We start from the raw sequence: 22,069 nt of genomic DNA on the forward strand, positions 1-22,069 counted from the left end.
TAAATATTTATATTTAATATGAATGACAAAGATACATCCACTTCTTCAATATATGAGACGTTAACCCCCTTTGAAATAAAGGGATTGATGTTTCGTGATTTCTTTAACGCGGCGGACATGACATCGCGATGCGCTTCGTTACATCCTTTATTCCCGGAAAGTGAAACCTGGCAGCAGGATGAGGCGTTAAAGGTTGAGTATGATTTCAACGCCCTGTTTGTCGGCCCTGCAACGCTATTGGCGCCGCCTTATGCCTCGGTGTATCTGGACGAAGAGCCTCTGCTGATGGGCGCTACAACGCTGAGCGTACGCGAATTCCTGCGCAGCATCGGGCTTTTTGTAACCGGGGAAAATAGCGTTCCCGACGATCACGTCAGCTATGAAATGGAGCTGGTGGTGATACTCTCCGCGCATGCCAGACATTCGCCGCAATATCATGACGCACTCGCCCGCTTTGTGCAGGGGCATCTTGAATTATGGCTCCCCGCATTTATCGCAAAAATAAAGGATTGCGCGAAAACAACCGCAATTAAATGTCTCGCGTTGCAGATGACTAATTGGTTTGATGAATTAAAGACGAGAGTAATATTATGAGTATTGATAAAGGGCAGCTAAACCGGCGCTCCTTTTTAAAAGGACTGATTGCGCTGGGTACCGTTGCCGCATTACCCGGCGGACTATTATCATCCCGATGTGCCATGGCACAGCCCCCCATTCCGTTTAACCCAAAAACCTACAAAATTTTCCGTAACGCTTGCCCGCGTAACTGCTACGACACCTGCAGCTTAAAAACCTGGGTCAAAGATGACGTCATCACCTTCGTTGACGGGGCAAGCGAGTCCACGTTTACACACGGTGCCCCGTGTGTGAAAGGGCTGACCTACCCGCGCCGGGTCTACTCCCCGGACCGTATTAAATACCCGATGATCCAGGATGGGCGCGGCAGCGGTAAATGGCGTCGCATCTCCTGGGATGAGGCCATGCAGCGCATTGCCAGCAAGATGCTGGAGATTAAAAAGAAAGACGGGTCTATGCTCGGCCTGGCGCTGTCGAAATACTCCGGCAACCTGGGCGTGATGAGTTATGCCGTGGAGGGGATGATGTCTTCTCTCGGTTACACCACGCGGTTCGCCGGTACGCCATGCTGGCCAGCAGGGATCGATGCCCAACACTACGACATGGGCGACATGTGGTGTAACGACCCGGAAGATTTGGTGAAAGCCAAATACATCATTATCTGGGGCGCAAACCCGGCCTGGTGCTCCATGCATACCATGAAGTACATCTATCAGGCGCGTGAGAAAGGGGCGAAAGTGGTGGTCATTGATCCGCTGTTCTCGCAAACCGCCGCGAAAGCCGATTTGTATCTGCGCGTGCGCCCGGGATCGGACGGCGCATTGGCGCTGGGAATGGCGCGGCACCTGCTGGATACTGGCCGCGTCGACCAGGAGTTTGTGAACAACTTCGCGCACGGCTTCCCGGAATTTGAACAGTATCTGCGCAGCAATATCACCGTGGAGTGGGCATCTGAAATCTGTGGCCTGTCGGCAGAGGTGATTCGCCAGCTGGCGGAAGAGTTCACCGCGGTAAAACCTGCCACCGTCTGGATCGGCTATGGGATGCAGCGCCACGTCAACGGTGGGGCGAACGTGCGCGCCATTGACGCTTTTGTTGCCATGACAGGCAACATCGGTGTGGAAGGCGGCGGTGCCCGCTACGGCCATCTGCAGACCTGGGGCTACAACTATCATGCGATGACGCAGAAGCCACCGGTCGGATCTGTTGGCATGGTGGGGAAAAGCGGCCCGGTAGGGGAGTTCGTCAGCGACAGCGGCGAAAAGAGCCACTATTCCGACCGCGCGCTGAACCTGAACCAGACCGCGCAGAGCATTCTTGATGCCAACGATCCGCCCATTCGTATGCTGTGGGTGGCGTGCAAGAACCCGTTCGCGCAGGACTTTGACCGCAACAAAATGGAAAAAGCCTTCAGCAAGCTGGAGATGGTGGTCTGCGTCGATCAGTTCTTCAACGAGACGGTGCAGCATGCCGATATTGTGCTGCCGGTGACCACCACCTTTGAGCACTGGAACCTGTCGTCGTCTTACTGGCATTACTGGCTTTCGGTGAATGAACCAGCCATTAAACCGATGTACGAGTGCAAGAGCGATTTGGATATTGCCGTGCTGCTCTCGCGTACCATCAACAAAATGGAGCCGGGCTCCTGTACCTTCCCGCAGGACATTGACCAGAAAAAATGGCTCGACCTTGAGTTCAATGAGGACATGGCGAAGCAGTTCGGTATCCGCTCCTGGGACGATCTGCTGGATGGGCCGGTGAAAGCCAAAATGGTCAGCTCGGCGGCCTGGCACGACCGCAAGTTTAAAACGCCATCGGGCAAGTATGAGTTCCTCTCCGAGCTGTGTGAAAAGAACGGCCATAAAGCGCTGCCGGAGTATCTGCCTGCCGCGGAGGGCAAGCTGCCGTTCCATCTGTTTACTCCGCATTTGCAGTACGGCCTTCACTCTCAGTTCGTCAACCTCGACTGGATGCAGGTCTTCTGGCCGGAGCCGTTTGTCTATATCCACCCAGCCGCCGCGCACAAGAAGGGGATTCGCGAGCTGGCGAAAGTCCGCGTGTTTAACGACGTTGGCGAAGTGGAGCTGCGGGCGAAGATCACCACCAACGTGCCGGAAGATTTCCTGGTGATGTATGAGTCCTGGTTTAACAAGCTTAAGTACAACGTGCAGAACGTCGTGAAAGATACGCCAGCCGATATGGGCAAGATGGCAACCGGCGCGCCTGGCGCGGCGATCCACAGCCAGTTTGTCGACATTGCCCTTATCGCGAATGAAGGAGCAGACGCATGAGACGCGCATTTTTAGTGAACAGTGATAAATGTATTGGCTGCCGCGGATGCGCCATGGCCTGCAAGAGCTTTAACCAGCTTGAGCCGGATCGCTTCTGGCGCTATGTCTATCCGCTGGATAAAGAAATTTATCCGCATGAGGAGCGTGCGTTTTTCTCGCTGGCCTGTAACCACTGTGAAAACCCGGCCTGTCTGGCGGCGTGCCCGGTGGAAGCCTACACCAAACGTGATGACGGCGTGGTGGTCCATAACCCTGAACGCTGTATCGGCTGTAAAAACTGCATCCGTAACTGCCCGTACGGCGCGCCGCGCTTCAATGAAGAGACGCAAAAGGCGGAGAAGTGCAGCATGTGCTATGAACGTCTGGATATCGGTATGGCCCCGGCCTGCGTGAACGCGTGTCCGGTCGGTGCCCTGTCGATTATCGATCTGGATGCCGATCCGCTGCCGAACAATGCCGTGCAGTATCCGCCGGGCTTCCCGAAGATGCCTCAGCTTAATCCGGGTACGCGCTTCATTCTGGCCCGTCAGCCAAAACAGCCGGGGGATAAATAATGGAAAAGTACGAACTGCCGTTGGTGATTTTTACCGTGCTGAGCCAGATGTCCGTCGGGATGACGCTGCTCCTGACCTGGCGCACGCTCCGTGGTGAAGTGCATGGCACCCGCCTTCACTGGCTGATTACCGGGCTGATTCTGGGCGTAGCCTCCATTGCCGCGGTGCTGCATCTGGCGCACCCGGAACACGCATACAACGCGTTGATTAACCTGAAACATGCCTGGCTGAGCCGCGAAATTCTGGGCGCGACCCTGTACGGCGCCATGATTGGGCTGGCCTTCCTGAGTAAGGGAAACAAAGGCGCAGCGCTGCTGGCGTCCCTGTTCGGGATCCTGCTGGTGGTGGTGCAGGGAATGACCTACGCGGCACCGGCGATGCAGGCCATTGCCAACGGCATCACCATGATACTGTTCTTTGCGACGGTCTGGGTGATGGGCTGTGCCGCAACGCCGCTGCTCGGGCTGAAAGGATCAAACGCCGCGCTGCGCCAGGGGATTATCGCCCTGATGGCGCTGCTGATTGCCGCGCCGGTGATGTGGCTCAGCGGCGGTACCATCATGAAAATGACCGCTCACGCCTGGTTAAGCTCGCCGCTCTATCTGGGCAGCCTGCTGTGCTGCGTTGTGGGTGGCGCGTTATCGCTGAAGCGCCAGCCGATGCAGAAAGCGGTGTTTGCGCTCCTGCTGGTGGGCGTGGTGCTCAGCCGCCTGACCTTCTTCGGCGATACCGTCAGCACCATCGTCAATATTGGTCACCTGTACTGATAAACAAAACCCCGCGAAAGCGGGGTTTTTTGTTGGTATTTACCGGACCACCATCACCGGAATATGGGTGTGGCGGATCACGCTGGAGGCGTTCGACCCCAGCAGGTGAGTGGTAATGGAAGGATTACGTGAACCGATCACCACCACGTCAGCATTCAGCTCCGCGGCCAGTTCATTGACGGCATCGCGCACGCTACCGAACCGGACGTGGGTTTTGATGCGGGAAGGGGCGATGCTGAAATGCCCGACCATGGTCTGCAGCCGCGTTTCGGCTTCGTGCTGTAAGTGCTCCTCAAAGCGACGCACGTCGGCGGCAAAGCGGTGCAGGCTCAGGCTGGCAGAGCCCGGTAAAACGTGTAAAAGATGAATAATTCCGTCCTGCTGCGCGAGGAATTCCGCGTGGCGAACAGCTTTGTCGCTCAGTTCCATTTCGAAAACATCAACCGGCATAATGATTGTCTTATACATAACCGTTTCTCCTTGTTTATAAACGCTAGATACATTCAACCACAAAATATGAATGGTTTCTGTAAGCGCTTCGGCACTTTTCCTCTCTCGCCAGGATAAATCTCAAAAGGCGCGTATTTCCCGGCAGACTTTCAGGGGTAGCTACCCTTTATAAACTTACCTGAAACCTTTCGGAGGTCGCATGAAAGCACTCACGTACCACGGTCCGCACCATGTTCGCGTTGAGAATGTCCCCGATCCCATCATTGAACAGCCCGACGATATCATCCTGCGCGTCACGGCCACGGCGATTTGCGGCTCCGACCTGCATCTCTATCGTGGAAAGATCCCAAAGGTGCAGCACGGCGACATTTTTGGACATGAATTTATGGGCGAGATCGTCGAGTGCGGTCGAGAGGTGAAGGACCTGCAAAAAGGCGATCGCGTGGTGATCCCCTTTGTCATCGCCTGCGGTGACTGCTTCTTTTGCCGTCTGCAGCAGTACGCTGCCTGTGAGAAGTCCAATGCCGGGCAGGGCGCTGCGCTGAACAAAAAGCAAATTCCCGCGCCGGCAGCGCTGTTTGGCTATAGCCATCTCTACGGCGGCGTGCCGGGAGGACAGGCGGAATATGTACGCGTGCCGAAAGGCAACGTCGGACCGTTTAAGGTGCCGCAGCTGCTCTCCGATGATAAGGCCCTGTTTCTGTCTGATATTTTACCCACCGCCTGGCAGGCGGCAAAAAATGCGCAGATTGAAAAAGGCTCCAGCGTCGCCGTTTTCGGTGCCGGTCCGGTGGGGTTGTTGACGATTGCCTGCGCACGGCTGTTAGGGGCTGAGCAGATTTTTGTTATCGACCATCACCCCTATCGGCTGCGGTTTGCCGAGGCGCGCTACGGTGCTATCCCCATCAATTTTGATGATGATAACGACGCGGCGGAAAAGATAATCGAGCAAACCGCCGGGCAGCGGGGAGTCGATGCCGTCATTGATGCCGTCGGGTTCGAAGCCAAGGGCAGCACCACAGAGACGATCCTCAGCAACCTTAAAATTGAGGGCAGCAGCGGCAAAGCGCTGCGTCAGTGTATCGCTGCCGTCCGGCGCGGCGGGGTGGTCAGCGTACCCGGTGTGTATGCCGGGTTTATTCATGGCTTCCTGTTTGGGGATGCCTTCGATAAAGGGCTGACGTTTAAGATGGGCCAGACGCACGTCCACGCCTGGCTGGGCGAACTGTTACCGCTGATCGAAAAAGGGCTGCTGACGCCGGAAGAGATTGTGACGCATTATCTCCCCCTGGCGGATGCGGAACGTGCCTATAAGATTTTCGAAAAACGGGAGGAGGAGTGCCGGAAGGTGATTCTGGTGCCCGGCGCGGAAACGCCTGAGGCCGCTGAGCAAAAAGTGAAGGGCCTGGTAAATGCGTTCCCGGGCGGCGTGGTGTGAGATAACTCGCCGGTGGCGCTCAAGGTACTGTCCTGCGATGTAACGCAATCGGGTGAAGATGTTCGGAAAGAGGATGCAGGCGCATCCTCTGTGCAACGCGGGTCGCGTTTGTTCAGAATGACATTAACGCAGGTAATCGCCCGCGGCTTCTGGCTGGTAGAGCAGCTCCAGCACTTCCAGATGGGTGGAGGCACCGCCCGGCAAGTCCCAGTGGATGGTATCTCCCGTGCGCAGCCCCAGCAGTGCGGCCCCCACCGGCGCAAGAACCGAAAGTTGCGCGCTGCTGTCGGTCATCTGAGCCGGGTAAACCAGCGTGCGGGTCAGCTCTTCACCGGTGGTCAGGTTGCGGAATTTCACCTGGCTGTTCATGGTGACCACGTTATGCGGCATCGTCTCAGGCGTGCACATCTGCGCCCGGTCGAGTTCCTCATTCAGGGCATCGGCCACCGGAAGTGAGGCGAATTCTGCTTTTTCCAGCAGCCTGTCGATACGTTCTGCGTCGAGCTCGTTGATGATGATTGTAGGTCTGGACATTTTTTACTCCATGTCGTTAATGCTGCGTCTAACGCAGAAACCATTCCAAAAGAAAACCCTCGCCGTCTGGCAGCGAGGGTTTAACTCTCCCGATGATACTGGCTGAACGCGCAAGTTTGAAGTGATGAAGGTCACATTCATGTGCCATATGAATTTTCACTGAAATTTATTCAATCTTCATTCCTGGCGGATTGCGTTACGCTGTATGTTCTGAACCCGGGCGTTGCGCGAAACATCATTCGCAGCAGCCCTTACCAACGAGAGAGCGCTATGTACTTCTACCAACCGTCTCAGGGGCAGGCCTGCCGCATGACCCGCTGAACGCCATTGTCGGCCCCCGTCCGATTGGCTGGATCTCCTCTTGCGACCAGGCCGGTCAGCTCAACCTTGCGCCGTATAGCTTCTTCAACTGCTTTAACTATCGCCCGCCGATCATTGGCTTTTCCAGCAACGGCTGGAAGGACAGCGTGCGTAATATTGTTGAAACAAAGGAGTTTGTCTGGAATCTGGCAACGCGCGATCTTGCGGAAGCGATGAATCAGACCTCTGCCACGCTGCCTCACGACCAGGACGAATTTACCTTTTCCGGATTAACGCCTGCGGCAAGCAAGCTGGTGAGCGCCCCTCGCGTGGCGGAAAGCCCGGTCAACTTTGAGTGCCGCCTGTCTCAGTGTATTCAGCTTACCGGCGCCGACGGTACGCCGGTGGATACCTGGCTGGTGCTGGGAGAAGTGGTCGGGATCCATATTGCCGAAACGCTGCTGGAAGAGGGGATATACCAGACGGCGAAAGCGCAGCCCATCCTGCGTGCGGGTGGGCCGACGGCTTACTATGGCATCAGTGACGAACACCGGTTTGACATGGTGCGACCGGTGGTGGGCGATCAGTAACCGGCCTTATCAATGACAAATTGTTTTCCGCAGTTGCCTGGATGCGGCTGCGGAGCAAAGGATGTCGCAGAAAGCGGGGCGTTAATGGTGTCTGCTTTGAGTGAAATTTGCATTTCGGTCAGATACGCCGGATTACCGTTGCAGGTCAGCTTGAAGGCTTTGATATTTTCCTTGCCCCAGCTTTTGGCAACGGCGTTGTCAAAATCACTCCGGCTGACGGTTTTACCGTAATTTTCCGCAAGGAAATGACCGACGGCGCTGTTTTTCATTTCCTGATTCATTCTCACCATGGTGCCGAAATAGGCATCGGGATCAAAACCAAAGCAGACGCCATGTTTGGCATATTCGTAACGTTCCAGACAGGAGTTTCCACCCGCGCCCGGCATGACCTCGTTCAGCTTAGCCGCGCCGGAAAGCGACAGCCCGGTTTCGGCTGCTGCGCATTTGCGGCTGGCCTTCACTTCCGGCATGTTCGGGATAGGGCGCGTGGCGCAGCCAAACCGCATCCATCGACGTTCATCCACGCCGCGTGCGGCAATGGATTTCGGCAGGCCGGGCCATAGCCCGTGAACGGTCAGAAAATCGGTTTTATTGTCGCGCTCTTTTTGCAGACGACATTCATCCGGTTCATTGCGGTTACGCTCGACCATGCTTTGACAAAATCCCGTTTGCCAGGATAAAGCCAGCACATAGCGATCGAAATCGCCGTACTGCGTGGCCTTGAGGGGTTCGGCCTGTGCTGAGAAGAGACTGAGTGCAAGCGCTACTGCGCCAGACGGGATAACGATATCCTTCCTGAACATGTGATTTCCTGATTGGTTGTGCGCAATTCATTTTTGTGGGTTATTAAAGCACAAAAAGCGCCCGCAGGCGCTTTTAGGTAATCAGGAATTTCACTTAGGCGGCGCCGGGAACCAGCACTTCGGTAGCAATAATGACGATGATCAGCCCAACCAGCACCGGCACTGACGTGCGTTTCACCACTTCAAACGGCGAGATTTTGGCCATCCCGGCAACCGCCACCACCACGCCTGAGACAGGCGAGATGGTACGACCCAGGTTTGAGGCCTGGAGCATGGGAATGGAAAGATAAGCCGGGTTGATACCGGACGAGTGAGCCAGCTTAGGGATCATCTCAACGAAGGCGTAAAATGGCGCATTCCCGGAACCGGTGGTCATTGCCGCCAGCATGGTCAGTACCACCAGGACCAGCATCAGGATAATACTGGCCGAGCCAAACGAGGTGGCGATGGAGATCAGGCTCTGGATAAAGCCGATCGTGCTCAGACCCTGGGCAAAGACACCTGCTGCAACCAACAGCATCACCACGCCAGCAAACGCATCTGCCATACCGCGATACGCGACCTCAAGGCCGGAGAAGACTTTTTGGGTGTTGAAACCGCGCACGAACTCCAGCACAGCGGCTAACAGCATACAGATAACCAGGATAGTAATAATGTGCAGCTGCGGGCCCCATTTCCCGTCAAAAATGAGCACGCCGATAATCGGCGTGAACGGCAAAATGGCATAGAACGCCGGCGCGGTGGTGGTGATTTCGCTTACATCCATCATTTCATGGCTGATGTTCTCTTTCTTATCGAGATAGCGCTGCCAGAAGAAATGCGCGATACCCATTCCCACAATGGCGACAATCGAGATCGGCAGCGTGGTTTTAAAGGCGAAGTCGATAAGCGGCATTTCGGCTGCTTTCGCCGCCAGCACAACGTCACCTGACGTCGGGGAGAGAATAATGGCCGCCGGGGAGGCGCAAATTGCCGCCGCTGCCCCACGGCTGATGCCCACGTTCACCATCACCGGGAACAGCGTGGCCATTAACAGTACGCCAAGCCCGGTTGCCGATGAAACGGCCAGCGACATCAGGCAGGCGAGGAAATAGGCGGCAACCATCAACAGATACGGCGAGTTAATGTACTGCAGGGGTTTCGAGGCAAGCTTCACAACCATGTCGTTCGCGCCGATATGGGTCATATAGGCTGCAAAACCGCACAGCATCATGATCATCATACCCAGATCGCCACCGCGGCTCATGAGCAGGATTTTAATATATTCAACAATATCCGTAGCGGTGTAGCCCGTGCTGGCTGCGCTGGCAGGTAAAACCTGATGACCCATTACTGCACTGATTATCAGCAGCGTTAGACCACCGACAAATAAAACGCCCGTGGCTGAGTATCCTTTAATGATGTAGCGAGCTACACCCACAATGACGACGACCCCAATTAGGAGTTCGATAAACGTAAGCATGATTTCCCCTGTGTCTTTCTGCCCTGAGATATAAAAATTAATATAAAAAAAGAAGGATGAAAATGTGCCGAATTAATGGCCCGCCCTTGCTGATTAAAATCAATAAACAGACGACTAACGAACAGCATAACAGCGTTTTTGCCATGGCTAAGGCATTTATGTCATAAGGATCTTGACCGGCAAAGACAGCGTAACATGTCTATGTAATGATAACAAAATGTTAAACTTTTGTGTGGTCTGGCCTGTTAGTACTGGAGACGGTTAACAGACATTAGGCGTACATGATGTGGGTTTATTCGGGTTAAGCAGAACGCCGCTTTAAGAATATTCCCGAAAAGCGTCCTGATATTTAAGAGTAGCGGTGATGCCGTTAAGGCTTGGTTCAATTATTCTATGTTAAACTTTGCCTCGAATATCAAGAATGGTAATTGCATTGTGATTGTACGTAATACTTTTTTCTCTATTTTATTGTTTATTATTGGCCAGTTAACGTTTTCTTCTGTTGCACAGGCAGAGAACAACGCGACGGATAAAGGTTGGTTCTCTACTTTTACGGATAATGTTTCGCAGACCTGGTCAGCGCCTGAACATTATGATCTCTATGTCCCGGCAATAACGTGGCATGCGCGCTTTGCTTACGACAAAGAGAAAACGGATAAATACAACGAGCGTCCCTGGGGAGCGGGTTTTGGTCAGTCGCGCTGGGATGAAAAAGGAAACTGGCATGGCATCTATCTGATGGCCTTCAAAGACTCCTTTAACAAGTGGGAACCGATTGGCGGGTACGGCTGGGAAAAGACCTGGCGCCCGCTGGCGGATGAGAACTTCCACGTTGGTCTGGGCTATACCGCCGGGGTGACCGCGCGCGACAACTGGAAGTACATTCCGATCCCCGTATTGCTGCCTCTGGCCTCTGTTGGATACGGCCCTGCAACGTTCCAGATGACCTACATTCCGGGAACGTATAACAACGGTAACGTTTACTTCGCCTGGATGCGTTTTCAGTTTTAACTGACAAAACATTACCTGGTGGTGAAAAAACGTGCAGCCGTTGATTCGTAAGCGATAAAAATCTGTCAGTGAAAATTAACGCGACTTTAGTCACTTTTTGTCAAAGATCCGCTGGACAAAAGGTCCCACAATTGTTGTACTGGTAACCGACACAGCATTTGTGTCGTTTTTTAATGTAAAGGTAATTTTGATGTCTAAGATTAAAGGTAACGTTAAGTGGTTTAATGAGTCCAAAGGATTCGGTTTCATTACTCCTGAAGATGGCAGCAAAGACGTGTTCGTACACTTCTCTGCAATCCAGTCTAATGGTTTCAAAACTCTGGCTGAAGGTCAGCGTGTAGAGTTCGAAATCACTAACGGTGCCAAAGGCCCTTCTGCTGCTAACGTAATCGCTCTGTAATTCAGACGCGTCAGCAAGAATTTCAAAACCCGCTCATTGAGCGGGTTTTTTTCGTTATGAATCAGCCAAGCAGGTAAATTTTCAGGAAGCTGGCCACGATCAGTACGCTCAACAACACCATGCCTGCGCTCATCAGACTCTGTTTCATTTGTCACCCTCGTTCAGTATTGCCTTCAGAGTGACAGAGAAAAATTAAGCCAACATTAACGCTCCGGCAGTTAATGCGTGCTTACAGAGGAAAAAAGCCAAAATGCGATCCCCGTCATCGCGAAAGATCCGATCATGTTGATCGCGATATTCACCAGCGCCCAGCCGATACGTCCTTCCTGAAAGAGAAAAACCGTTTCCGCGGAAAAGGTTGAAAAGGTGGTCAAACCGCCGCAGAAGCCGGTGGTAATCAAGACTTTCCACATGGGATCGATGTGCGTCATCCGGTTAAACCAGGCCAGCCCCATACCAATAATAAAAGCACCAATCAGGTTGGCGGCCAGCGTTCCTAATGGAATCGCCTGGTGCAGGGGATTAAACCGCATACTCAGTAACCACCTCGCAACGCTCCCCGTGCCTCCACCAATAAAAACAGCTAAAAGGAGTTGTAACACGCTAAATACCTGCTATTTGATGTGTAAGAGTAGCGAGTTTAACGCTGTTTATAATGAGGGGACAAATATGTATGTTGCGGTAGGGCAGTTTGCGGTCACGCCTGACTGGCGGGTTAACGCAGTGCAGTGCGTTAACCTGATGATACAGGCCCGACAGAAAGGCGCGTCGCTGCTGGTGCTTCCTGAGGCGTTGCTGGCAAGGGATGATAACGACCCGGATTTGTCCGTGAAGTCTGCACAGGCCCTTGACGGCGAATTTTTACAACAGCTGCTCGCCCAGAGCGTAGGCAGTACGATGACCACCGTCTTAACCGTGCACGTTCCCTCAACGCCGGGTCGCGCAATGAATACGCTGGTGGCTATCCGTGACGGTGCCATTGTTGCGCGCTACGCCAAGCTTCATCTCTATGATGCGTTCAGCATCCAGGAGTCGCGACGCGTTGATCCGGGAGATGTCGTCCCACCGCTCATTGATATCGACGGGTTTAAGGTGGGGTTGATGACCTGCTATGACCTGCGTTTCCCGGAGCTGGCGGTGCATCTGGCGCTGCAGGGGGCGGAGGTGCTGGTATTGCCTGCCGCATGGGTTAAGGGGCCGCTAAAAGAGCAACACTGGGCTACGCTGCTTGCTGCACGCGCGCTGGACACGACCTGTTATGTTGTTGCCGCCGGGGAGTGCGGCAATAAAAACATCGGGCAGAGCAGGGTGGTTGATCCCCTGGGAGTGACGATTGCCGCCGCAGCGGAAGCGCCGGTTCTGCTGATGGCGGAGATAATTTTAGAAAGAGTTGCGCTTGCGCGTCAGCAATTACCTGTTCTTCGCAACCGTCGCTTTGCGCCACCGCAATTATTGTGATGTTTTTTTCAACAATGCTTGATTCACCTTGTTACAGATTGCTATTGTGTGCACGCGCCAAATGACCGTTAATACGATCGGGTTTTGGCGCTGAATGCAGCCTGTTTTAAGTAAAGAAGGTATCTATGGGTGAGATTAGTATTACCAAACTGCTGGTGGTTGCCGCACTGGTCGTCCTGCTGTTTGGTACCAAGAAGTTACGCACGCTGGGTGGTGACCTGGGGGCTGCCATCAAAGGCTTCAAGAAAGCGATGAACGACGATGACGCAGCCGCGAAGAAAAGCGCTGACGACATCCCGGCAGAGAAGCTTTCCCACAAAGAGTAACGGCAATGCCTGAGGGCTTGCGAAAAAAAACCGGCTCATGAGGCCGGTTTTTTTGCATTACTGTAAATGAATATTACGGTGTTATTTGACTTCTTCGCCTTTCGCCTGCATATCCGCATGGTAAGAAGAACGAACAAACGGACCACAAGCCGCGTGGGTAAAGCCCATCGCCAGCGCTTCGGCTTTCATCTCGTCAAATTCATCCGGGCTCACGTAGCGCTGTACCGGCAGGTGGTGACGGCTTGGCTGCAGATACTGGCCGAGCGTCAACATGGTCACACCGTGGCGGCGCAGATCGCGCATGACGTCGATGATTTCGTCATTGGTTTCACCCAGACCAACCATCAGACCTGACTTGGTCGGGATATGCGGATGTGCTTCTTTAAAGCGCTCCAGCAGCTTCAGAGACCAGTTATAGTCGGCTCCCGGACGCACCTGACGGTAAAGACGCGGAACGTTCTCCAGGTTGTGGTTAAACACATCTGGCGGCGTCGCGGTCAGGATATCCAGCGCGCGGTCCATACGGCCGCGGAAGTCAGGAACCAGCGTTTCGATTTTGATGTTCGGGCTTTTTTCGCGAATGGCAGTAATGCAGTCAGCGAAGTGCTGAGCCCCGCCATCACGCAGATCGTCGCGGTCAACGGAGGTGATAACCACATAACGCAGCGCCATGTCGGCGATGGTTTGCGCCAGTTTTTGCGGCTCGTTGGCATCGGGGGCCACCGGGCGGCCATGCGCCACGTCGCAGAATGGGCAGCGGCGGGTACAGATGGCACCCAGAATCATAAACGTCGCGGTGCCGTGATTGAAACATTCAGCAAGGTTCGGGCAAGAGGCTTCTTCACAAACAGAGTGAAGGCCATTCTTACGCATCGCCGCTTTGATCCCCTGGATACGCGAAGAGTCTGCCGGAAGTTTGATTTTCATCCATTCCGGTTTTCTTAACAGCGCCTCGCGCTCTGTAGCCACGTTTTTAACCGGGATAAGGGCCATTTTATCGGCATCGCGGTATTTAACACCGCGTTCCATCACAATGGGTTTACTCATAGCGTGCGTGTTCCAGTTGCGAATATCGAAGGAAAGCGTTTCAATTCAAGGGAATGTTGTATTTATCAACTATTTTTGAACGAACGACAGGCAGTATATCATTTATAGGGGCGTTAAAGCAGCCTGCCAGGTCGCCAATTTGTAAAATAGTTGTTGTTTTGTGCCTTTTGCCCTGCGAGCGGCAGGGACGTGTACGGGTACGCTCTGTCAGAAGGCCTGACGGATAATGCGGATGACGTTTTCCAGTACCGGATCGCGCAAGCTGAGCTTGTTGTAATGCAGTGAAATCTCGATAGATTCTGCATTGAGCTGGCTTAGCGGAATACTCTCCAGCGGCCAGCATTTCCGCAGCAGGTTATACAGGCGTGAAGGCATGATGCACAGCATATCGCTGCTGCCAATCAGGGATGCGGTGGTGAACATATTGTAACTGCTGAAACTGATCTGACGTTCCGGGAAAATTTCGTCAATACGCTGACGCAGAGCGTGATTAGATTGCCCTTCGGTCATGAAAGACGAGTGGTCGTAGTTGCGCAGGTTTTCAATGGATAACGGCTCGCTGAGGACGGGGTGCTGCTTGCGGCAAACCAGCACCAGGTTATCGGCGTAAAGCACATTTTGCCCCAGCGCTCGGGCGCTAAAGCTGCCGCTTTCGATGACCAGGTCCGTCTGGAACTGAGCAAGCTGAACGTCAGGTTCGTTAAGAGGCACATTGCGAAGCAGAAGCTGAGGCGCATGCTCTTTCACTGCCTGAAAGATCACGGGCATCACCAGCACGCCGACAGAAGGGGAGCAGCCGATGGTGATGGTTCTCTGTTTGTCATAGCTTCCGGTTAAATCCAGCGCACCCAGAATCGACTCCAGCCCCTGGCTGATGTATTCGTGGAGATGTGTCGCATAGGCCGTTGGCGTGACGCCCTGGCCCTTACGGATAAATAAGGGGTCGGGAAATATAGCCCGTAGCTTTTGAATTGACTGACTTATTGCCGATGGCGTGAGATTAAGAATTTTCGCAGCATTAACGATACCCTTATGGACATATACTGCCTCAAAAATAGTCAGTAAATTGAGATCAATATTACGTAAAGTCCGAAAAATTTGCGGCTTATCTTCGCCACCAGGGTCATTCAGGCGTTTGGCTGGTAAATTATTATACTCCACGCTTTCACTCCGTATACATTCACAACATGAATGATAGTTCAATTTATTTATTATGCTTGTAGAGATTCGTAAAGTGTTGCTTTTGTTCCACTTGTTTATCAAAAACAAACAGTTGTGTGATTATCACTCAAGTTACTTAGCCTGTGTATGCCGTGCTGTCCGGAGGCTAAATAATATGTAAGGGCAATATTCGGGCGCTTCGAAAATATAGAATCTGCGGATTATTGTAAAGCGTAAAAGCGGTAAATAAACAGTGGCCCGTCAAATTATCGAGCCATTCTGGATGATATATTAAGCAGGGATATATTCGTGCGGGGGATTGTTAAGTAGTGCTAACACATTCTTCAGAAGCACGGGACGTATATTTTCTGGCGTAGCGGTATCGACCCACTGGCGCATTTGCGTCATTTCCATGCCGGCGTAGCCGCAGGGGTTTATGCGCTGGAAAGGCGTAAGATCCATATTAATATTCAATGCCAGACCGTGGAAGGAACAACCTTTACGAATACGTAGCCCCAGAGAGCAGATCTTCATTTCGCCAACGTAGACGCCCGGCGCATCGGCACGCGGATGCGCGTCAATCCCATACTCCGCCAGCGTGTTGACGACGGTCTGTTCCAGTAACGTCACCAGTTCACGTACGCCAAGCTTTCTGCGCTTCAGATTAAGCAGGACGTACATGACCTGCTGACCCGGACCGTGGTAAGTCACCTGTCCGCCACGATCGCTCTGGATCACCGGGATATCGCCCGTCATTAATAAGTGTTCCGCTTTTCCCGCCTGGCCCTGCGTAAATACCGGCAGATGTTCGACCAGCCAAATCTCATCAGGGGTTGTGTCATCGCGTGAATCGGTGAACTCGTGCATAGCCTGAGAGACAGGCTCATAAGGTTGCAGCCCGAGATGACGGACCAGAATTTTATCCTGATACAAAACGCGTCTCCGAAGACGAGAAACAAAAGATGAGGGGGAGTATATCACAGCGGGGAAGAGGGGTTACCCGGTAAACCGGGTAACCGCAAAGGGACTACAGCACCATACGAACGATTTCGATATTGCCGAGCTCTTCGTACAGCGTCTCAACCTGCTCGATATGTGTGGCAGTGATGGTAATAGAAACCGAGTGGTAGTTGCCCTTGCTGCTTGGTTTTACTGACGGAGAGTAGTCACCCGGCGCATGGCGCTGTACCACTTCAACCACCTGATCAACCAGCTCAGGTTTCGCCAGACCCATTACTTTGTAGGTAAACGGGGTAGGGAATTCAAGCAGTTCGTTAAGTTTGGTTTTCATGTCAGCTCCGGCGTAACGTCAAAAAGAATAACTCCCACGTCAGGTGGGAGTTATCAGGATACTTAGTATATGGGGATCAAAATCACACTTTCAAGTGTTCGATTTTTAGCCAAACCAGTGATGGAACATCAGTTTAATGTAATCAATGATTTTGCCGAAGAAATTGCCTTCAGGAATTTCTTCCAATACCACGAGTGGACGCTGGTCGATCGTTTTACCGTCCAGCTGGAAGTTGATAGTACCCACCACCTGGTTTTTATGCAGCGGGGCATGCAGTTCGGTGGTGTTGAGCACATAGCTTGCTTTCAGATCCTTCATACGACCGCGTGGAATGGTCAGGTAGAGGTCTTTATCCACGCCCAGAGAAGCACGATCGTTATCGCCGAACCAGACGGGTTCAGAAGCAAATTCTTTGCCTGCTTTCAGCGGGTTCACGGTTTCGAAGAAACGGAAGCCCCAGGTCAGCAGCTTCTTACTCTCGGTTTCGCGACCTTTAAAGGTGCGACCGCCCATCACGGCAGAGATCAGGCGCATCTGGCCTTCAGTGGCAGAGGCCACCAGGTTGTAACCGGCTTTGTCGGTGTGGCCGGTTTTGATGCCGTCAACGTTCAGGCTGTTATCCCACAGCAGGCCGTTACGGTTGGTCTGACGAATGCCGTTGAAGGTGAACTCTTTCTCTTTGTAGATAGAGTACTCGTTAGGTACGTCGCGGATCAGCGCCTGACCAATCAGCGCCATATCACGTGCGGAGCTGTACTGACCGTCTGCATCGAGACCGTGTACGGTCTGGAAATGGCTGTTCTTCAGACCCAGGGCATTTACGTAGCTGTTCATCAGGCCCACGAACGCATCCTGACTACCGGCGGCGAAATCGGCCATGGCCACGCAGGCATCGTTACCGGACTGCAGGTTAATGCCACGAATTAACTGAGAAACCGGAACCTGCATTCCCGGTTTCAGGAACATCAGCGAGGAACCTTTGAAAACAGGGTTCCCGGTAGCCCACGCATCGTTGCCGATGGTGACCAGATCCGTCTCTTTGAACTTACCGGCTTTCATTGCCTGGCCGATGACGTAGCTGGTCATCATTTTGGTCAGGCTGGCCGGGTCACGGCGGGCATCGGCATTCTGTTCTGCCAGCACTTTGCCAGAGTTGTAATCGATCAGGATGTAGGATTCCGCGTCGATTTGCGGAACGCCAGGGATCATGGTCTTGATATTCAGGTCATCAGCATGAGCTGCAGAGAGTGCAGCCGCGCAAAGGGCCGTGGTCAGCGCCATGCGCTGCACAAAACGAGCAGAAAAAGTGGTCTTCATGGTCAGAACTACGACATCCGTGATGGAATTAAAAAAAGTGCCTTACTATAGCAAATGCTATTCAGGCAGGCATCCGACTTTAAGCATGAGTTTGTGAATGTGTTTTACACAAACTGACATTTCGGATACCGCCGGTTAATTACTTCGTAACAGCGATAAAGGACTGCAGCTGTGCCTCGCTCTGCAAACGCTGCTGCAGGGATGCCGCCTGCGACTTGCTGGCAAACGGCCCCATCTGAATACGCCAGACCGCGCCGTTTTGCTCAACGCGTCCTGGCACGCCAAACTGCTGGCTCAGACGCTGCTGATACTGCTGGGCACGGGCCCGATCGCTCACTGCGCCCACCTGGACGACAAAGCCGCCGCTGGCTGCTGCGGGAGCGGCAACGGCTGCGCTCTGGGTCGTGACCGGAGCCGTTACCGGGGCAGGCTGCTGCACGACGGGGGCGGCAACAGGGGCTGGCGTTGGCTCACTGCTCTCCAGCACGCCCGAGGCTAAGTTCGTTGGTGCGCCAAGGAAGCCGCTGCTTTTTACCGGTGCGCCAGTGGCATCATCGCTTTGCAGCGTGTCATTGCTGATTGGGCGTATTTCTCCCGCCGGCTGAGAAGGCTCTGCCGGCGAGGAGACGCTTCCCATGCCGCCGTCCAGATTTGGGCGGTCGGGGAGGGCATAGGTCTGTTTCGCCACCGTGGTACACGCGGTTCCCGGTCCGGAGAGCGAACCATCCTGCGCCACGATAATTGGGTCAATGCGAACTTTGGTGTTGTTCGAGGTATTCAGGCGATCGGCAGACGCGCGGGACAGGGAAATCACCCGGTCATTACCGTACGGGCCGCGGTCGTTAATACGCACGACGATCATACGGCCGTTCGCCAGGTTGGTGATACGGGCGTAGCTAGGGATAGGTAGCGTGGGGTGCGCCGCAGTCAGCTGCATTGGGTCAAATGTTTCACCCGATGCCGTCAGGTTACTGCCCGGCTCAGCATCATAAATGGCGGCAAAGCCAGCCTGGCTAAAGCGGGACGGATCCTGCACAATTTTGTAGCTTTTGCCGTCGCGCTCGTAATCCTGATTCGCGCTGGCATTCAGCGGTTCATAAACGGGATCGGCACCGCTAATTTCAACGATTGGGCCATTACACACCGCAGGCTGCGGCGGCGCGACGGTTGCCTGTTGCTGACCATCATCACTTGTACAGGCCGCAAGTAAACTTGCCGCAATGCAGATACCCAGCCACTGCTTACGCATTCCGATCCCCTTATTTTTATACGCTTTTTGACAACATTTTTCTGTGGGTGTGGATCGACATCACGATACCAAACCCGGCCATCAACACGATCAGTGCCGAGCCTCCGTAACTCACCAGCGGCAGCGGTACACCTACCACCGGCAGAATACCACTCACCATACCAATATTTACGAAGACATAAACGAATAAAATCAACATCAGTCCGCCTGCCATGACGCGGCCGAAGGTGGTCTGCGCGCGGGCCGCAATCCACAAACCTCGCATGATGAGCAGCACGTAGAGCGCCAGCAGGATCAGGATGCCAACCAGTCCCAGCTCTTCCGCCAGTACCGCAAAGATAAAGTCGGTGTGGCGCTCCGGTAAAAACTCCAGCTGCGACTGGGTACCGTGCAGCCAGCCTTTACCGCGCAGGCCGCCGGAGCCAATCGCAATCTTGGACTGAATAATATGATAGCCCGCACCGAGCGGATCGGTTTCCGGATCGAGAAGCATCATGACGCGCTGGCGCTGGTAGTCATGCATCAGGAAGAACCACAGGATAGGGATAAACGCTGCAACCAGCACCACCGCGATACCAATCAGACGCCAGCTTAAGCCCGACAGGAACAGGACAAACAGGCCGGAGAGGGCGATAAGGATCGAGGTGCCGAGGTCAGGCTGCGCCGCAACCAGCAGTGTCGGCAGGAATATCAGCACCAGGGCGATAGCGGTATTTTTCAGCGACGGCGGACAGACGTCGCGGTTGATAAAGCGCGCCACCATCAGCGGGACTGCGATTTTGGCAATCTCCGAGGGCTGGAAACGAACAACGCCCAGATCCAGCCAGCGCTGTGCCCCTTTTGAGATGGCACCGAACGCATCTACCGCCACCAGCAAAATAATACAGAAGATGTAGAGATAGGGCGCCCAGCCTTCATAGACGCGCGGCGGGATCTGCGCCATTACCACCATAATGACCAGACCCATCGCGATCTGGCCGATCTTGCGTTCCATCATGCCGATGTCCTGGCCGCTGGCGCTCCAGATAACCAGGGCGCTGTAAACCAGCAGGGCCAGCAGGATCAGCAGCATGGCTGGGTCGATGTGAATTTTATCCCACAGCGATTTTTTATTTGGATTATCCGTCATGATTATTGGTCCTCCGCCGCAGCGGCGGCCGGATTTTCAGCCGGCAGTTCGGTGTTGTTATCACCCAGCATAATGTGGTCCAGGATTTGGCGCATGATGGTCCCTACCGCCGGGCCAGCGCCGCCGTTCTCCAGAATCATTGCCACCGCCACCTGCGGGTTATCATAAGGGGCAAACGCCGTCATCAGCTTATGGTCACGCAGACGTTCGGCAATGCGGTGTGCGTTATAGGTTTCATTGGCTTTCAGGCCAAAGACCTGCGCCGTACCGGATTTCGCGGCCACTTTATATGGCGTACCGGCGAAATACTTGTGCGCGGTTCCGTTTGGACGGTTTGCCACACCGTACATACCGTCTTTCGCTATTTCCCAGAAGCCGGAATGGATGTCGCCTACCGGCGCTTCATGGGGCTGCACCCACGGCACTTTTTTGCCATCTTCAACGGTGCTTTGCAGCAGATGCGGAACTTTCACCACGCCGTCGTTAATGAGGATCATCATCGCTTTGTTCATCTGAAGCGGGGTGGCCGTCCAGTAGCCCTGACCGATACCCACCGGTATGGTATCACCCTGATACCACGGCTTCTTGAAGCGCTTTAGTTTCCACTCGCGGGTTGGCATGTTGCCTGACCGTTCCTCAGCCAGATCCACGCCGGTGTAATGTCCGTAGCCGAATTTGCTCATCCACTCAGACAGGCGGTCAATGCCCATGTCATACGCCACCTGGTAGAAGAAGGTATCCGCAGATTCTTCCAGAGATTTCGTAACGTTCAGATGGCCGTGGCCCCATTTCTTCCAGTCGCGATAGCGTTTTTCAGAGCCCGGTAGCTGCCACCAGCCCGGGTCAAACAGGCTGGTATTGCGGTTGATGACGCCCGCGCTCAGCGCCGAGACCGCCACGTACGGTTTAACCGTTGATGCCGGCGGGTAAACGCCTTGCGTGGCGCGGTTCACCAGCGGGGTGTTAGGGTCATTCAGCAGGCCGGAGTAGTCTTTGCTGGAGATGCCGTCAACAAAGAGGTTCGGGTCATAGCTTGGCATAGAAACCATCGCCAGAATGCCGCCGGTGCGCGGATCGGTGACCACCACGGCGGCGCGGCTACCCGCCAGCAGGGTTTCAATATACTGCTGCAGTTTGAGATCGAGCGTCAGATAGACGTCGTGCCCCGCCTGAGGCGGCACTTCCTTAAGCTGGCGGATGACGCGGCCACGGTTGTTAACCTCAACTTCTTCATAGCCGGTCTGCCCGTGCAGGACATCTTCGTAGTAGCGTTCAATCCCCAGCTTGCCGATATCGTGCGTCGCGGCGTAGTTCGCCAGCTTGCCGTCTTTATCGAGGCGCTCGACGTCTTTATCGTTAATCTTGGAAACGTAGCCAATCACATGCGTCAGCGCGGATCCGTAAGGATAGTAGCGACGCTTGTAACCCTTCACTTCCACACCGGGGAAGCGGTACTGGTTCACCGCAAAACGGGCGACCTGGACTTCCGTCAGATTGGTTTTAACCGGAATGGAGGTGAAACGGTGAGAGCGGGCGCGCTCTTTTTTGAAGGCCGCGATATCATCATCGTTAAGATCGACAACGCTCCTTAGGGCTTCCAGCGTATTCTGCACGTTATCGACCTTCTCCGGCATCATCTCGACTTGATAGATGGTGCGGTTTAACGCCAGAGGGGTGCCGTTACGGTCGTAGATAATGCCGCGGCTGGGTGCGATAGGCACCAGCTTAATGCGGTTTTCGTTAGAACGCGTCTGGTAATCGGTAAAGCGGACAATTTGCAGATTATAAAGGTTGGCGATCAGCACGCCGGTAAGCAGCAAAATCCCCGTAAAGGCGACCAGCGCCCGGCGCACAAACAGCGCGGACTCAGCCGTATAGTCGCGAAAAGAATTCTGTAGTTTCATCCGCTGCTTAA

General features: G+C 54.0%; 22 protein-coding genes and 1 pseudogene. 10 read left to right on the forward strand and 13 right to left on the reverse strand.

The features are described from left to right. The first annotated feature begins 87 nt into the window (after positions 1–87). Genes IM314_RS12955 through IM314_RS12970 form a run of 4 tightly spaced genes read left to right on the forward strand, consistent with a single transcriptional unit; the run spans position 88 to position 4,188 of the window. Positions 88–594 carry a molecular chaperone gene (locus IM314_RS12955; RefSeq protein ID WP_193359051.1) on the forward strand — a complete coding sequence of 169 codons (507 nt, stop codon included), beginning with the start codon at positions 88–90 and terminating at the stop codon, positions 592–594. Beyond that, the gene (locus tag IM314_RS12960) at positions 591–2,867 is read left to right on the forward strand and encodes a molybdopterin-dependent oxidoreductase (protein ID WP_047363737.1); all 2,277 of its coding nucleotides are present in this window, start codon (positions 591–593) and stop codon (positions 2,865–2,867) included. The genes IM314_RS12955 and IM314_RS12960 overlap by 4 nt, the downstream gene beginning before the upstream one ends. Beyond that, a complete protein-coding gene (locus IM314_RS12965; protein ID WP_028012321.1) occupies positions 2,864–3,421 on the forward strand; it encodes a 4Fe-4S dicluster domain-containing protein in 558 nt (185 codons plus the stop codon). Before IM314_RS12960 ends, IM314_RS12965 begins: the two co-directional genes overlap by 4 nt. After that, positions 3,421–4,188, forward strand: a complete 768-nt coding sequence (locus IM314_RS12970) for a DmsC/YnfH family molybdoenzyme membrane anchor subunit (RefSeq protein WP_193359052.1) — start codon at positions 3,421–3,423, stop codon at positions 4,186–4,188. The genes IM314_RS12965 and IM314_RS12970 overlap by 1 nt, the downstream gene beginning before the upstream one ends. A gap of 39 nt (positions 4,189–4,227) precedes the next feature. Here the strand turns inward: IM314_RS12970 and uspG are convergent, their stop codons facing one another. Then, positions 4,228–4,656, reverse strand: coding sequence for a universal stress protein UspG (uspG, locus tag IM314_RS12975; protein WP_048956867.1), 429 nt, complete (start codon positions 4,654–4,656; stop codon positions 4,228–4,230). Between the two features lie 181 nt (positions 4,657–4,837). Between uspG and IM314_RS12980 the strand changes: the two genes are divergently transcribed. Then, positions 4,838–6,076, forward strand: coding sequence for a zinc-dependent alcohol dehydrogenase (locus IM314_RS12980; RefSeq protein WP_047363736.1), 1,239 nt, complete (start codon positions 4,838–4,840; stop codon positions 6,074–6,076). A 123-nt stretch (positions 6,077–6,199) separates the two neighbouring features. Here IM314_RS12980 and rnk read toward each other — a convergent pair whose 3' ends face one another. Continuing rightward, positions 6,200–6,610 (reverse strand): nucleoside diphosphate kinase regulator, encoded by a 411-nt coding sequence (rnk, locus tag IM314_RS12985; protein WP_028012325.1) that lies wholly within the window; start codon positions 6,608–6,610, stop codon positions 6,200–6,202. Positions 6,611–6,880: 270 nt separating this feature from the next. Here rnk and IM314_RS12990 point away from each other — a divergent pair. Beyond that, a pseudogene (locus IM314_RS12990) lies at positions 6,881–7,500 on the forward strand (flavin reductase family protein). Here IM314_RS12990 and rna read toward each other — a convergent pair. After that, positions 7,494–8,303 carry a ribonuclease I gene (rna, locus tag IM314_RS12995; RefSeq protein WP_060573635.1) on the reverse strand — a complete coding sequence of 270 codons (810 nt, stop codon included), beginning with the start codon at positions 8,301–8,303 and terminating at the stop codon, positions 7,494–7,496. The pseudogene IM314_RS12990 and the gene rna sit on opposite strands and share 7 nt — an antisense overlap. A 94-nt stretch (positions 8,304–8,397) precedes the next feature. Then, a complete protein-coding gene (gene dcuC, locus IM314_RS13000) occupies positions 8,398–9,765 on the reverse strand; it encodes an anaerobic C4-dicarboxylate transporter DcuC (protein ID WP_193359053.1) in 1,368 nt (455 codons plus the stop codon). 393 nt (positions 9,766–10,158) lie between these two features. Between dcuC and pagP the strand changes: the two genes are divergently transcribed. Then, positions 10,159–10,776: a lipid IV(A) palmitoyltransferase PagP gene (gene pagP / locus IM314_RS13005; RefSeq protein WP_047363730.1), complete on the forward strand. Its 618-nt coding sequence runs from the start codon at positions 10,159–10,161 to the stop codon at positions 10,774–10,776. A gap of 190 nt (positions 10,777–10,966) precedes the next feature. After that, positions 10,967–11,176 carry a transcription antiterminator/RNA stability regulator CspE gene (gene cspE / locus IM314_RS13010; protein WP_002439184.1) on the forward strand — a complete coding sequence of 70 codons (210 nt, stop codon included), beginning with the start codon at positions 10,967–10,969 and terminating at the stop codon, positions 11,174–11,176. Positions 11,177–11,394: 218 nt separating this feature from the next. On the opposite strand, the gene crcB is transcribed toward cspE, so the two are convergent. Next, complete coding sequence (gene crcB / locus IM314_RS13015; protein WP_041910922.1) at positions 11,395–11,778, reverse strand: fluoride efflux transporter CrcB; 384 nt, start codon at positions 11,776–11,778, stop codon at positions 11,395–11,397. 67 nt (positions 11,779–11,845) lie between these two features. Here crcB and IM314_RS13020 point away from each other — a divergent pair, with 67 nt between their 5' ends. Both IM314_RS13020 and tatE read left to right on the forward strand, forming a co-directional pair. Next, entirely contained in the window at positions 11,846–12,634 is a 789-nt protein-coding gene (locus IM314_RS13020) for a deaminated glutathione amidase (RefSeq protein WP_041910921.1), read from the forward strand. Positions 12,635–12,759: 125 nt separating this feature from the next. Continuing rightward, entirely contained in the window at positions 12,760–12,960 is a 201-nt protein-coding gene (gene tatE / locus IM314_RS13025; RefSeq protein WP_028012332.1) for a twin-arginine translocase subunit TatE, read from the forward strand. Positions 12,961–13,041: 81 nt separating this feature from the next. On the opposite strand, the gene lipA is transcribed toward tatE, so the two are convergent. From lipA to mrdA, 8 genes are all read right to left on the reverse strand, one after another. Beyond that, positions 13,042–14,007: a lipoyl synthase gene (gene lipA / locus IM314_RS13030; protein ID WP_028012333.1), complete on the reverse strand. Its 966-nt coding sequence runs from the start codon at positions 14,005–14,007 to the stop codon at positions 13,042–13,044. A 207-nt stretch (positions 14,008–14,214) separates the two neighbouring features. After that, entirely contained in the window at positions 14,215–15,168 is a 954-nt protein-coding gene (locus IM314_RS13035; RefSeq protein ID WP_193359054.1) for a YbeF family transcriptional regulator, read from the reverse strand. 291 nt (positions 15,169–15,459) lie between these two features. Then, on the reverse strand, positions 15,460–16,101 hold the full coding sequence (gene lipB, locus IM314_RS13040; RefSeq protein ID WP_028012335.1) for a lipoyl(octanoyl) transferase LipB: 642 nt from the start codon (positions 16,099–16,101) through the stop codon (positions 15,460–15,462). 94 nt (positions 16,102–16,195) lie between these two features. Next, on the reverse strand, positions 16,196–16,459 hold the full coding sequence (gene ybeD / locus IM314_RS13045) for a DUF493 family protein YbeD (RefSeq protein ID WP_003858718.1): 264 nt from the start codon (positions 16,457–16,459) through the stop codon (positions 16,196–16,198). Positions 16,460–16,564: 105 nt separating this feature from the next. Then, on the reverse strand, positions 16,565–17,776 hold the full coding sequence (gene dacA / locus IM314_RS13050) for a D-alanyl-D-alanine carboxypeptidase DacA (protein WP_028012336.1): 1,212 nt from the start codon (positions 17,774–17,776) through the stop codon (positions 16,565–16,567). Positions 17,777–17,915: 139 nt separating this feature from the next. Further along, the gene (rlpA, locus tag IM314_RS13055; protein ID WP_028012337.1) at positions 17,916–19,025 is read right to left on the reverse strand and encodes an endolytic peptidoglycan transglycosylase RlpA; all 1,110 of its coding nucleotides are present in this window, start codon (positions 19,023–19,025) and stop codon (positions 17,916–17,918) included. 16 nt (positions 19,026–19,041) lie between these two features. After that, positions 19,042–20,154 (reverse strand): peptidoglycan glycosyltransferase MrdB, encoded by a 1,113-nt coding sequence (gene mrdB / locus IM314_RS13060; protein WP_013097590.1) that lies wholly within the window; start codon positions 20,152–20,154, stop codon positions 19,042–19,044. A 2-nt stretch (positions 20,155–20,156) separates the two neighbouring features. Further along, positions 20,157–22,058: a peptidoglycan DD-transpeptidase MrdA gene (mrdA, locus tag IM314_RS13065; protein WP_028012338.1), complete on the reverse strand. Its 1,902-nt coding sequence runs from the start codon at positions 22,056–22,058 to the stop codon at positions 20,157–20,159. Positions 22,059–22,069 lie beyond the last annotated feature (11 nt).

Source organism: Enterobacter cloacae complex sp. P42RS (assembly GCF_014930595.1).
Lineage (GTDB): Bacteria > Pseudomonadota > Gammaproteobacteria > Enterobacterales > Enterobacteriaceae > Enterobacter > Enterobacter bugandensis.

What these genes read in the sequence shown, in the direction of transcription:
- lipA (WP_028012333.1), bottom strand. Translation starts at nt 14,007, where the DNA reads ATGAGTAAACCCATTGTGATGGAACGCGGTGTTAAATACCGCGATGCC.
- rna (WP_060573635.1), bottom strand. Translation starts at nt 8,303, where the DNA reads ATGTTCAGGAAGGATATCGTTATCCCGTCTGGCGCAGTAGCGCTTGCA.
- tatE (WP_028012332.1), top strand. Translation starts at nt 12,760, where the DNA reads ATGGGTGAGATTAGTATTACCAAACTGCTGGTGGTTGCCGCACTGGTC.
- rlpA (WP_028012337.1), bottom strand. Translation starts at nt 19,025, where the DNA reads ATGCGTAAGCAGTGGCTGGGTATCTGCATTGCGGCAAGTTTACTTGCG.
- dacA (WP_028012336.1), bottom strand. Translation starts at nt 17,776, where the DNA reads ATGAAGACCACTTTTTCTGCTCGTTTTGTGCAGCGCATGGCGCTGACC.
- IM314_RS12970 (WP_193359052.1), top strand. Translation starts at nt 3,421, where the DNA reads ATGGAAAAGTACGAACTGCCGTTGGTGATTTTTACCGTGCTGAGCCAG.
- ybeD (WP_003858718.1), bottom strand. Translation starts at nt 16,459, where the DNA reads ATGAAAACCAAACTTAACGAACTGCTTGAATTCCCTACCCCGTTTACC.
- cspE (WP_002439184.1), top strand. Translation starts at nt 10,967, where the DNA reads ATGTCTAAGATTAAAGGTAACGTTAAGTGGTTTAATGAGTCCAAAGGA.
- uspG (WP_048956867.1), bottom strand. Translation starts at nt 4,656, where the DNA reads ATGTATAAGACAATCATTATGCCGGTTGATGTTTTCGAAATGGAACTG.
- dcuC (WP_193359053.1), bottom strand. Translation starts at nt 9,765, where the DNA reads ATGCTTACGTTTATCGAACTCCTAATTGGGGTCGTCGTCATTGTGGGT.
- IM314_RS12955 (WP_193359051.1), top strand. Translation starts at nt 88, where the DNA reads ATGTTTCGTGATTTCTTTAACGCGGCGGACATGACATCGCGATGCGCT.
- mrdB (WP_013097590.1), bottom strand. Translation starts at nt 20,154, where the DNA reads ATGACGGATAATCCAAATAAAAAATCGCTGTGGGATAAAATTCACATC.
- mrdA (WP_028012338.1), bottom strand. Translation starts at nt 22,058, where the DNA reads ATGAAACTACAGAATTCTTTTCGCGACTATACGGCTGAGTCCGCGCTG.
- IM314_RS12965 (WP_028012321.1), top strand. Translation starts at nt 2,864, where the DNA reads ATGAGACGCGCATTTTTAGTGAACAGTGATAAATGTATTGGCTGCCGC.
- rnk (WP_028012325.1), bottom strand. Translation starts at nt 6,610, where the DNA reads ATGTCCAGACCTACAATCATCATCAACGAGCTCGACGCAGAACGTATC.
- pagP (WP_047363730.1), top strand. Translation starts at nt 10,159, where the DNA reads ATGTTAAACTTTGCCTCGAATATCAAGAATGGTAATTGCATTGTGATT.
- IM314_RS12960 (WP_047363737.1), top strand. Translation starts at nt 591, where the DNA reads ATGAGTATTGATAAAGGGCAGCTAAACCGGCGCTCCTTTTTAAAAGGA.
- IM314_RS12980 (WP_047363736.1), top strand. Translation starts at nt 4,838, where the DNA reads ATGAAAGCACTCACGTACCACGGTCCGCACCATGTTCGCGTTGAGAAT.
- IM314_RS13020 (WP_041910921.1), top strand. Translation starts at nt 11,846, where the DNA reads ATGTATGTTGCGGTAGGGCAGTTTGCGGTCACGCCTGACTGGCGGGTT.